The organism is Staphylococcus argensis, assembly GCF_002902305.1.
In the GTDB taxonomy this organism is placed as follows: domain Bacteria; phylum Bacillota; class Bacilli; order Staphylococcales; family Staphylococcaceae; genus Staphylococcus; species Staphylococcus argensis.
This window is the reverse complement of sequence record NZ_PPPX01000001.1, coordinates 1262624-1273762: the sequence shown is the minus strand read 5'-3', so window position 1 is coordinate 1273762 and position 11139 is coordinate 1262624. Positions and strand designations below refer to the sequence as shown.

Genomic DNA, 11139 nt, shown 5'->3' with positions numbered 1-11139 from the left:
AGATCCATCAAGCGTCTCGAGTACACATTGAAAATTTGCTCAAGAATTTATTTTGAGCTTGCTTTTTATTTAACTCTGAAGTCAATTCACATTTGTGTCTCAAGCTCTTTTTGATACGCCAATTTAATTTGCAATTCCGATTTTAAGCAGACATTCAGAATACGAAAAAGACGCAGTTGAACATGAGCCTGTTCAACTGCGTCTTTACTATCTTGCTTAGCCACCCATAGACATACCTTGGCCGCCTTGCATCGCTTGTTGTTGTTCTTGTTGTTGCTGTTGTTGTTTAATTTTTTGTGGATCAAGGATTGAATCTTCGATAGCTTTCTTGATATCACGGTCTTTGTAATCTACTTTATATTTTTTAAGTAAATCTTTGTAAGCATCTGTTAAGAGTTTAGGATTTTTTTGTACTTTTTGTTGGATAATCTTAGATTTAAGTTTGCCTTTTTCTTTATCGAAATCATCTTCTTTATTCGCTTTGATGATATGGTAGCCATAATCTGTCTTCACGACATCAGAAACTTGTCCTTCTTTAAGCTTGAATAGCGCTTTTTCAAATTTCTCATCCATTTGACCTTTATAAACGTAACCTAAGCTACCGCCTTTTTTGGCTGTTTGCGTATCTTTAGATTCTTTCTTGGCAATGTCTTCGAATTTATCTGGATCTTTGTCCACTTGTTTTTGAATATCTTCAGCTTTTTTCTTCGCGTCTTTATCGGATAAACCTTCTTTATCTTTCTTATCTTCTTTCACCTTGATGAGGATATGTGACGCTTTCTTCGTATTGTCTTTGATGTCTTTATCAGACACTTTCACTTTATCTTCTAAAAGTTGTTTCTGGTAAGCTTGAAGACGTTTTTCTTCTTTATAGTCATCGATAGACATATGTTGTTGTTTCAACATGCTTTCGAATTGGTCTTTACCACCATATTGTTTTTCTTCTTGTTTCACTTCTTTATCGATATCTTTCGTATCAACTTTATCTTTATATTCCTTATTGAGAAGCTTGTTAAGTAAGATTTGGAACGAACTGTTAGCGATTTGTTCGTCGCCAATTTTATGCATCACATCAGCTACTTTGACATTCCCAGCTTTAGATGTAATTAATGTATTATCTTTAGATTCTGTCGCGTCATGCCCACAACCTCCGAGTAGAAGGGCACTTGCAGTTAAGGGTATCAGTACTTTTTTAAATGCTTTCATCGTCAAACTCCTTTTGTAAGAATAACATCGCTAATATAACATATTATTATTTAAGCACCAATTGAAACTGAAATCCATTGGACTATAGTATGAACATGTTTCAACTTGTGACGTCACTTGTTAGTATCGCAAAGATTTCGGACTATGCAAAGTAATATCTTAAATCTCAGTTGTAAGCGGCTTTATGTAAAAAAGAGGTGAGACAGCATCGCATGGCTTGCGGCGTCTCACCTTCATGAATTCTAATTATATATGATATCTACCATCTGTTTTTCTTAAAATGTTAATTCCTGTTTGATGTTCTTCAATATAATTGCCTTCATTCGACAGCAGAATCATTTTCAAATATAAAAAGTCTAAAATTGAAAAGCCCATGTTCAAAGCTACGATAAACATAAAATAATGTCCTAAACTTAAAAAATGTTTCGTCAAGATAATGCCAAGTGCCGTAATAATAATAAACGGTAGAATTAAACCTAAAGCAAAATAATATTTATTAACCGGTGTATTCACGTAAACATTATAAAACGGCAGGGCCTTCTTTTTATTAATCTTATAAATGCGAAAAGATTTATAGTACGGTAACAAAAATAATAAATGGAACACTTTGTGTAACGGATAAAGCAAGAGCGCACCGAGTACGAAAAGTAAAAAATAATGATCGGTTAATGGTTCATTCGAATAATAATGCATAATCTCATAACATATTAAAAATGAAATAATCGTAGTGACGAAACCTAAAAATGCAAGACGTGGTAAACCAAAACGAGCGTTGATATCAATTTGTCTCGTACATATAAACATAGGCGTTACTCCTTACTTTAACTTCTGTTCGTTAACTTCGTTGCACTTAATCACTTTAGTATTATCTATTCAAATGGCTCATGCGTCAAGTAAGGATTGAGAACAACACAAAAAGGTAGGGCGTAAGCATTATCTTGGCTTCGACCTACCTTAATCATTAGTGCGTGCGTTGAGGTGCCTTATAACATTGATCTACGCTCAAATTATTCATCAAATGAGTGCCTTCAACTCACGCCAATTATTTAAATGTGAGACGTTCTATTTCTCAAATGTCTTTGAAATTTCTTCGCCTCTATTTTGTAAATTCTCGATATTAGATTGGATACGTTCGATATTTGGATTAATATCCGATTTAAAGTTACCGATAAGTTCTTTCACTTCATCGCCAATAGAACTGCCGAACGCTGTGCTTTCAGATTTGATTTGAACTGCATAGTTTTTAATATCGTTAATACTTTGTTTAATCGTATTGATTTCTCTATCAAGTTCAGATTCTGCACCTACAGGTTGTTTCGCTTGTGCATGAGATACTGGCGCATTTTTGCGATTACGATTCATCAATACGACACCTAAACCTGTCGCAATACCAGCGCTCGCACCAAGTAGTAATTGCACTGCTTTCATATTCATTCTCCTCACATTAACAAAGTCTCATATCATACTTATTTATCACTGTACCCGTTTCACAACGGAATAAGCATTGTTAGTCAAATTGCGCACGAATTTGTTCTGCAATTTCTGCTTTTTTATCATCATTAAGTTCATCTTCATGTGTTTCCCATTTGTAACCGAAACCGTCAACATCATTCTCATAACGTGGTAAGAAATGGAAATGAAGATGGAAGACAGATTGATCGGCAAACTCACCGTTATTTTGTACAATATTGAGACCGTCTGGATTAAATGCTTGTTTAATCGCATTTGCAACTTTAGGTAGTGCTTCACCGATATGTTTCATCGTTTCTGCATCTGTTTCAAAGATGTTTGCAGAAGGTTTCTTAGGTACGAGTAACGTATGTCCCTTAGTGACTTGAGAAATATCTAGAAACGCATACACATAGTCGTTCTCATATACTTTGTGACTAGGAATTTCACCATCGATAATTTTACTAAAAATTGTTTCAGACATCTTTACCTCACTCCTTGTTATTATCATAATTTCTATTATAGCATTATTCAAATTGACCCGTCATTTCATGCTAGTATCTTTATGATTCTGTGCTACAATTTGGTAGAATACATGTATGGAGGTGCCGTATGACAGTACAAGTTGAACATCTCACAGGTGGTTACGGCAAGAAACCTGTGATTAAAGATCTCAATTTCGAATTGAATGAAGGTGAAATTGTAGGTTTGATAGGGCTGAATGGTGCAGGTAAAAGTACAACGATCAAGCACATCTTAGGGCTTCTACAACCTACTGAAGGGCAACTTTCAATTTCAGGAACAAATATTCAAGATGATGTAGAAACGTATCGACGTAAACTCTCATACATTCCTGAAGCGCCCGTAATATATGACGAATTAACTTTAGAAGAACATATTTATATGACAGCGATGGCGTATAATATTAGTCGCGAAACTGCGATGAAAAGAGCACAGCCATTACTTGAGACCTTCCGTTTAGAGAAGGAATTAAAAGTGTTCCCGAGTCATTTTTCTAAAGGGATGAAGCAGAAAGTCATGATTATCTGTGCGTTCATCGTAGAACCTGAACTCTACATTATCGATGAACCGTTTCTCGGACTCGACCCGCTAGGCATTCAATCTATGCTCGATTTAATGGTAGAGAAGAAAGAAGAGGGCCGTACGGTCTTGATGAGTACACATATCTTAGCGACAGCAGAACGATACTGTGACCGATTTATTATTATCGACCAAGGTGAAATTGTAGCAATAGGCAACTTAGATGAACTCCGTGAACAAACAGGTTTAACGGATAAGACATTGGATGAAATCTACATTCACGTGACACAAGGTGGTACACGCGTATGATAGATCAAGCGCAAGCGTTGTTTAAGACGCGTAAAGAGGGCATTGCTAAAGAGAAGCGCTACTACAATAAATTTATCTTTAATGGTCATTTCTCAGTATTTCTTGTCCTCTTACTAGGCGCCTTTATCCTTGGCTACGGTCAATGGTTGCGTGCCATTCCTAAAGGAATCAACTATTCGCCCATCACGAGTATCATCTTCGCCTTAACTTCGATGTTTCCGGTACGCACGTTATTGAAAGAAGCGGACAAGTTATTCTTACTACCGTTCGAACGACATATGACACGCTACATGCGTTACAGCTTAATTTATAGCTACTTGCAACGGATAGCACTACAAATCGTGCTACTCATTGTATTCTTTCCGTTGTTCTACCAAATTAAGGGTCACACGTATGGGTTCTATATTCTCTTTAGCATTCTTGCCATTATTGCACCGTTTCTTGGTTTGGTATTGAAGTGGCAATGGTTTAAGTATGGCCTTGAGAATTGGTCTGTGCACGTCGTGTTATTCATTATCTTTACGATGGGATACTATGTTGCACTAGATGTGGGCAAATTCACGAGTGTAGCTATCATAGGTGTGCTCATCGCGTTTGCATTCTTTATCTGGTTGGCGAGTCGCAATCATCTCTTTCCGTGGGAACGCATGATACAAATCGAGCAGCAACACCATACGAATTACTACAAATTCGTCAACATGTTTACAGATGTGAAACATCTCAGCGAATCTGCAGTACGACGTCGTTATTTAGATCCTTTATTGTCTGTGCCTAAAGGTTCTAAATTCTCAAGTGAACGCATGTATTTATTCCTATTTACTCGTAGCTTTGCGCGAGGGAAAGATGCGTTTAATATCATTCTACGTTTAGTCATTATCGCGGCAGTATTAATGATTTGGTTACACCAACCGATTATTAGTCTTATCATCGGCAGTCTATTTATGTATATCATCTTACTTCAAATGGCGCAGTTCTATACACAGCAGGCGTATGGTTTATGGCCACAAGTTTGGCCAGTCGATGATAGTAAAGTGATTAAAGGTTACCGTCAGTTCCTCTATCGCTTAATGATTGTCGTTGCGGTGATCTTTATCATTATTTATGCGTTCATTGCTATCCAATATATCTTTGCAAGTCTCGTCTTTATTTTAGTAGGCTGGCTTACAATAATTAATATTGTTAAAAAGTTAAAATACCAAGAGACGCTATTGCGTGATTGATGGAGAGAAGAAACGAAATTTAAAAACTAGAGCTTGTGATCAGGTTAATGCTTCTAATATAACTAACAGCCCACAAATGTTTGTTCATTTGTGGGCTGTTTACTGTAATTTTGCGTTTTTTGTAATGTTAACCGAAAATATTTACATATCCATCCACTTATTCTTCGATTGGGAAGAGGTAACGTTCAAAATAACTTGAATGTTGACCTGAAGAACCGAAGAACTGACTTAATGCAGATTTAGCAAAGTTGTCTTGGAATGTTGAAGATTGTTTGAAGTCTTCGTAGTCTCTGCGTGAATTAAATCCGAAGTAGATTTTATATGTCATACCTTTCTCTGGTTTTAAGAAACGGTAACTTCTGAAACCAGCATATTGGCTGAAATCAGGAGAAATATTTTTCAATTTATTCTCAAGTTGATAAGCGTGATCTTCAGATGTTGGTATAAATAATACAGAGAAGAATTGATCTTCGTTTAATTCACCTGTCGCATTTACCACATCGTATACGATAGGTTGTTTAAGCACAGTTTTACCATCTGTTTCTTCAAAGATGACTGAAGAGTCAGGTGCAGAGAACTGTAAGAGTGGATGTTCAGGATGTTTTACTCGAATTTGATTCAAATAGCCATAAGTACCGTATGTCGCATATAATTTCATAGCGATTACCCCCTTGAGCTGTCTTTATTTCTATGATCGTTCACGAGTGATTCACCATTCAATTGCAATATATGATGTTCACCTTACATTTATTCATAACTTAAATATCTATCTGTTAAACATTTTTCTACCGTTTCGTACACGTTCTTACGCTCATTTTAATAGTAAAATGTAATTTAACGAGCTAACGCTAGCGTCAAGATATGTTATGATAATGATTGTTTAATAATATAACATAAACGTTGCGACAATGCTTTTCTAAACGTAAGCTGTATGTCTTTTTTGTGACATTTAAGCAGTTTAAAATACCACCGAAAAGTCAATGTGGTAATATAGATAAGAATGATTATAAAGTAGGAGGAAGCGCGGTGTCTAATAAGAACAATACTATTCTAGATATGATTCAAGGCAAACCTGTTTCTCATACTCCAGTGTGGTTTATGAGACAAGCAGGTCGTTCACAGCCAGAATATCGACGCTTAAAAGAGAAATATTCACTCTTCGAAATTACACATCAACCTGAATTATGTGCGTATGTGACGCACTTACCGGTAGACAATTATGGTACTGATGTAGCAGTACTATACAAAGATATCATGACACCGTTAAAGCCTATAGGTGTAGACGTAGAAATTAAATCAGGCGTAGGCCCTGTCATCTCGAATCCAATCAAGTCTATTCAAGACGTGGAGAAACTAGGGCAGATCGATCCTAAGCGTGATGTACCTTACGTCTTAGATACGATTAAATTATTAACTGAAGAGAAGTTAGATGTGCCACTCATCGGTTTCACAGGCGCACCATTTACTTTAGCAAGCTACATGATTGAAGGTGGACCATCTAAAAACTATCACTTTACAAAAGCGATGATGTATCGCGATGAAGCGACATGGTTCGCATTAATGGATCATCTCGTAGACATGTCTATTGCTTATGTCAGCGCGCAAATTGAAGCAGGTGCAGAGCTCATTCAAGTATTTGATTCTTGGGTAGGTGCTCTTAACGTGAGTGATTATCGTCGCTATATCAAGCCGGCGATGCAGAAGCTTATTTCCGGTATTAAAGCACAACACGATGTGCCCATCATCTTGTTTGGTGTAGGCGCGAGTCATCTCGCTCAAGAATGGAATGATTTACCGATTGATGTGCTTGGCTTAGACTGGCGTTTATCGATTCAAGAAGCTAAACAGTTAGGTCTTACTAAAACGCTACAAGGTAACTTAGATCCTTCGTTATTATTAGCGCCATGGGAGGTTATCGAAGAGAATATTAAGCAGATTATTGATCAAGGTCGCGATTATGGTAAACACATCTTCAACCTTGGACACGGCGTCTTCCCACAAGTTCAACCTGAAACATTGAAGAAAGTGACGCAATTCGTACATGAGTATTCACGTCGATAGGTAACATGCATTTTACACAAAGAAAAAGTTAAGTAGAAAAGGATGGTCACGTATGACTCGAACTGTAGGTTTACTCGTAATGGCATATGGAACGCCATACAAAGAAAGCGATATTGAACCATATTACACTGACATTCGTCACGGTAAGAAACCTTCAGAAGAAGAGGTTCAAGATTTAAAAGATCGTTACGAATTTATCGGAGGGCTTTCACCGCTTGCACATACGACAGACAAGCAAGCTGAAGCTTTAAGAGACGCATTAAATGAGGCATATGAGGATACGACGTTTAAGTTATACATCGGTTTGAAACACATCCATCCTTATATTGAAGATGCGGTCGAAGCGATGCATCAAGATGGTATCGAAGAAGCGGTAACGGTAGTACTAGCCCCTCATTACTCATCATTCTCAGTAGGTTCTTATGATAAAAGGGCTGAAGAAGAAGCTGACAAATATGATATCAAATTGACACATGTGAAACATTACTTCAAACAACCTAAATTTATTCAATATTGGACAGAAAAAGTAAATGAAACATTGGAAGAAATTCCTGAGGGAGAACATGACAACACTGTGCTTGTTGTGTCCGCACACAGTTTACCAAAAGGTATGATTGAACGTAACAATGACCCATATCCTCAAGAATTGCATGAAACAGCAGAATTAATGAGAGCTCATTCTAATATTATTCATGTAGCAGAAGGATGGCAGTCAGAAGGAAATACGGGCACTCCATGGCTTGGACCTGACGTTCAAGATTTAACGAGAACACTTTACCAAGAACACGGTTACCAACACTTCATCTACACACCTGTTGGTTTCGTCTGTGAACATCTCGAAGTGCTCTATGACAATGATCACGAGTGTAAAGTCGTATGCGACGAACTCGGAGTTAATTATTACAGACCTCAAATGCCGAACACGGATCCACTGTTTATTGGAGCTATTGTGGATGAGGTACAATCAATCTACTAAGCAAGTAAAGGAAGCGTGAATTCAATTGGCAAGACAGATAGCGATTATTGGTGCAGGAATCACTGGTCTATCGAGTGCATATTATATTAAGAAACAGCATCCAGATGTCGACGTGACAATATACGAAGCTACAGGACGTCCTGGTGGAAAGATCAAGACTTATCGTAAGGATGGATATACGATTGAACTAGGGCCTGAATCTTATTTAGGACGTAAGCGCATCATGACAGATGTAGCGGAAGATATCGGTTTAGGTGACCAACTTGAGACGAATCGCACAGGACAATCCTATATTTATGCGAAGAACAAGTTATATCCTATACCTGGTGGCTCAATTATGGGCATTCCAACCGATGTGAAACCGTTTCTTAAGACACGTCTGATTTCCTTTAAAGGTAAGTTGCGTGCAGGTTTAGACTTGTTTAAAAAGCCAATCAAGATGACCGATGATATTTCAGTAGGTGACTTCTTCAGGGAACGCCTTGGTGACGAAGTGCTTGTGCACTTGATTGAACCTTTAATGGGTGGGATTTACGGTACAGATATAGACAAATTGAGCCTCATGAGTACGTTCCCACAATTTAAGCAACGAGAAGAAGAATATGGCAGTTTGATTAAAGGAATGAAACACGAGAAGCAAGAACGTCAGCGTAAGAAACAACTTTATCCAGGCGCACCAAGCGGTCAATTTCGTCAATTTAAAAATGGTTTAAGCTCATTTATTGAGTATCTCGAGGACTATTTAGTTCAACAATTTAATGTTGAGATTAAATACAACACAGCAGTAGAAGATATCATCGTATCTCAAACGAACTACGATTTAGTCATTGATGGGGAAGAAGTGGAATATGATGGTGTGGTTGTCACAACACCACATCAAACATTTATGAAATGGTTTGAGCACGACCCAGCTTTCGATTATTTCAAGACGATGGATTCTACATCTGTAGCTACGGTGGTCTTAGCCTTTGATGAATCCAACATCGAGAACACTTACGATGGCACAGGATTTGTTATTTCAAGAACGAGTGATACGCGCATTACGGCTTGTACATGGACGAGCAACAAATGGCCTTTTACCACTCCAGAAGGAAAGGTTCTATTGCGCGCTTATGTAGGTAGACCGGGCGACACGATTGTTCAAGATCATAATGACAAACAAATCGTGCGCATGATAACTGAAGACTTAAGCAACATGATGGTCTTCAAAGGTGATCCTGATTTTAGTATTGTTAATCGTATGCCTAAGAGTATGCCACAATATCACGTAGGGCATATTAAAGCGATTCACGACATACAAGATCACATCCAACAGACGTATCCACGCTTACGCATTACAGGCGCTCCATTTGAGGCTGTGGGCTTGCCAGACTGCGTGAAACAAGCGAAAGAAGCGGTAGAAAGTCTGATGGAAGATTTCTAGTTGCGTGAAGTAGTGAGCGAATTTGTAAAGAATCGAGACAAGTTCGACTGCTTCTTTGGTCAATTTGATAATGAATTAGGTTGAGTTCAGCGCTCGGCTGACATTGCATGGTTGAATGATTTACCGTTCCATAATTTAAGATTATGGGGCGGTTTTTATTTATTTTAGTGTAGTTGTTCTGACTTTTAAAAGGTAGGGAAGAGTTTGTGAACAGAGTGAGACGGGATTCTGTAACAAAGGTAATTCATGAGCTATGAGTTAAAGTATGTTAAAATGAACTCAAATTAAGAACGGAAAATGAATTAGTCTAAGTGAGGGAGCATGCTATATGACAGACGTAATTATCGTGCATTCAAAATATGGTAATTCGACAAATCACTGGTACGAATGGCTTAGCAATAATTTACAACTTGAAGGATATCATGTCACATTATTTAATTTACCAGTGGAAGATAATGATGCAATTGTGCACTGGGTAGACGAAATGAACAAGCAAATACATATCCGTAAGTATGAAACTTATTTCGTTACTCATGGTTTCGGTACCATCGCGAGTTTAAAATATCTTGAGCAATCTGAAGTTGAACACATTGAAGGATTCTTCAGTATTTCAGGGTTTAAGGAAGATGCGAAAGATATCGATGAAAATATTAATTTAGATGGAATTTCAATTGATTACGAAGCTGTGAAGAAGAAAGTCGATCGTTTCTATGGTTTATGTTCTAAAGATGATCACCATGTCTCTTATAAAGAAACAGAACGTCTTATGCAGGCGTTGGACGGTCGTTGTAAAGTTACTGAGAGAGGTGGCCACTTCTTAGAAGATAATGGCTTTACGACCTTCACAAAGCTTCAGAATCGCATGCAAGGTATTATGAGTGATTGATTAAGAGGAGGGCGTGGTGCTCTCCTTTTTAGTATAGTAGGGTGTGGTGGGCGGCTATGAGGCGAAAGGCGTCTAAGCGTGAGATGTACGACTCTTCTTTTTTCGAGTAGGAGATGAGGTCAGCGTGAGATGTGTGACTCTCCTTTTTTCGAGTAGGATAGGGGGGGAAGTGAAGATTGTTTTAACGGTCAATTCTGCTTAGAGGATAATGGTAAGATCAAAATATGATTTATGCTTGCAGAGAACTTTTTGAGACCATTTAAACACTTTAGGTATAGTTATGTACGATGTAGTGCTTTTTTACAACAATTTCTTTGTGCAATGCATTGACTTTCTTTGTGAAAGTTTATATACTGTAAAAGTCATTGTTAATGAGGCACCCAAATATGAGTGCTTTATTAAAGAATTTGTAAAACTAATGTAAATTAGTTGTTGACTTACTTTCAATTAGATGATATATTAGAAAGGTAGTCTTAAATAGTATTACCGCGGGATGGAGCAGTTCGGTAGCTCGTCGGGCTCATAACCCGAAGGTCGGTGGTTCAAATCCGCCTCCCGCAATAACCAA

11 protein-coding genes and 1 tRNA gene are annotated in these 11139 nt (G+C 37.7%); 7 read left to right on the top strand and 5 right to left on the bottom strand.

All coding sequences use genetic code 11. The features are described 5' to 3' along the window. Positions 1 to 216: 216 nt before the first annotated feature. The 4 genes from prsA to CD039_RS06145 form a co-directional block, all read right to left on the bottom strand. Positions 217 to 1206 carry a peptidylprolyl isomerase PrsA gene (gene prsA, locus CD039_RS06160; RefSeq protein WP_103371556.1) on the bottom strand — a complete coding sequence of 330 codons (990 nt, stop codon included), beginning with the start codon at positions 1204 to 1206 and terminating at the stop codon, positions 217 to 219. Positions 1207 to 1452: 246 nt separating this feature from the next. Then, positions 1453 to 2010, bottom strand: a complete 558-nt coding sequence (locus CD039_RS06155) for a DUF3267 domain-containing protein (protein WP_002471140.1) — start codon at positions 2008 to 2010, stop codon at positions 1453 to 1455. Between the two features lie 258 nt (positions 2011 to 2268). Then, on the bottom strand, positions 2269 to 2634 hold the full coding sequence (locus CD039_RS06150; RefSeq protein WP_049408168.1) for a YtxH domain-containing protein: 366 nt from the start codon (positions 2632 to 2634) through the stop codon (positions 2269 to 2271). Positions 2635 to 2713: 79 nt separating this feature from the next. Beyond that, positions 2714 to 3139: an HIT family protein gene (locus tag CD039_RS06145; RefSeq protein ID WP_002472706.1), complete on the bottom strand. Its 426-nt coding sequence runs from the start codon at positions 3137 to 3139 to the stop codon at positions 2714 to 2716. Positions 3140 to 3267: 128 nt separating this feature from the next. Here CD039_RS06145 and ecsA point away from each other — a divergent pair, with 128 nt between their 5' ends. After that, a complete protein-coding gene (ecsA, locus tag CD039_RS06140) occupies positions 3268 to 4005 on the top strand; it encodes an ABC transporter ATP-binding protein EcsA (RefSeq protein ID WP_002472705.1) in 738 nt (245 codons plus the stop codon). Further along, complete coding sequence (ecsB, locus tag CD039_RS06135) at positions 4002 to 5225, top strand: ABC transporter permease EcsB (protein ID WP_103371555.1); 1224 nt, start codon at positions 4002 to 4004, stop codon at positions 5223 to 5225. Before ecsA ends, ecsB begins: the two co-directional genes overlap by 4 nt. A 157-nt stretch (positions 5226 to 5382) precedes the next feature. Here ecsB and CD039_RS06130 read toward each other — a convergent pair whose 3' ends face one another. Continuing rightward, a complete protein-coding gene (locus tag CD039_RS06130; RefSeq protein ID WP_103371554.1) occupies positions 5383 to 5883 on the bottom strand; it encodes a signal transduction protein TRAP in 501 nt (166 codons plus the stop codon). A 368-nt stretch (positions 5884 to 6251) separates the two neighbouring features. Here CD039_RS06130 and hemE point away from each other — a divergent pair, with 368 nt between their 5' ends. From hemE to CD039_RS06105, 5 genes are all read left to right on the top strand, one after another. Continuing rightward, positions 6252 to 7286 carry a uroporphyrinogen decarboxylase gene (gene hemE / locus CD039_RS06125; protein WP_103371553.1) on the top strand — a complete coding sequence of 345 codons (1035 nt, stop codon included), beginning with the start codon at positions 6252 to 6254 and terminating at the stop codon, positions 7284 to 7286. A gap of 52 nt (positions 7287 to 7338) precedes the next feature. Next, positions 7339 to 8262 carry a ferrochelatase gene (hemH, locus tag CD039_RS06120; RefSeq protein ID WP_103371552.1) on the top strand — a complete coding sequence of 308 codons (924 nt, stop codon included), beginning with the start codon at positions 7339 to 7341 and terminating at the stop codon, positions 8260 to 8262. A gap of 25 nt (positions 8263 to 8287) precedes the next feature. Further along, complete coding sequence (gene hemY / locus CD039_RS06115; RefSeq protein ID WP_103371551.1) at positions 8288 to 9685, top strand: protoporphyrinogen oxidase; 1398 nt, start codon at positions 8288 to 8290, stop codon at positions 9683 to 9685. Between the two features lie 328 nt (positions 9686 to 10013). Continuing rightward, complete coding sequence (locus tag CD039_RS06110) at positions 10014 to 10571, top strand: RBBP9/YdeN family alpha/beta hydrolase (protein ID WP_103371550.1); 558 nt, start codon at positions 10014 to 10016, stop codon at positions 10569 to 10571. A 487-nt stretch (positions 10572 to 11058) separates the two neighbouring features. Then, positions 11059 to 11132 (top strand) — tRNA-Met (locus tag CD039_RS06105). The last annotated feature ends 7 nt before the right edge of the window (positions 11133 to 11139 follow it).

What these genes read in the sequence shown, in the direction of transcription:
- prsA (WP_103371556.1), bottom strand. Translation starts at nt 1,206, where the DNA reads ATGAAAGCATTTAAAAAAGTACTGATACCCTTAACTGCAAGTGCCCTT.
- CD039_RS06155 (WP_002471140.1), bottom strand. Translation starts at nt 2,010, where the DNA reads ATGTTTATATGTACGAGACAAATTGATATCAACGCTCGTTTTGGTTTA.
- CD039_RS06150 (WP_049408168.1), bottom strand. Translation starts at nt 2,634, where the DNA reads ATGAAAGCAGTGCAATTACTACTTGGTGCGAGCGCTGGTATTGCGACA.
- CD039_RS06145 (WP_002472706.1), bottom strand. Translation starts at nt 3,139, where the DNA reads ATGTCTGAAACAATTTTTAGTAAAATTATCGATGGTGAAATTCCTAGT.
- ecsA (WP_002472705.1), top strand. Translation starts at nt 3,268, where the DNA reads ATGACAGTACAAGTTGAACATCTCACAGGTGGTTACGGCAAGAAACCT.
- ecsB (WP_103371555.1), top strand. Translation starts at nt 4,002, where the DNA reads ATGATAGATCAAGCGCAAGCGTTGTTTAAGACGCGTAAAGAGGGCATT.
- CD039_RS06130 (WP_103371554.1), bottom strand. Translation starts at nt 5,883, where the DNA reads ATGAAATTATATGCGACATACGGTACTTATGGCTATTTGAATCAAATT.
- hemH (WP_103371552.1), top strand. Translation starts at nt 7,339, where the DNA reads ATGACTCGAACTGTAGGTTTACTCGTAATGGCATATGGAACGCCATAC.
- CD039_RS06110 (WP_103371550.1), top strand. Translation starts at nt 10,014, where the DNA reads ATGACAGACGTAATTATCGTGCATTCAAAATATGGTAATTCGACAAAT.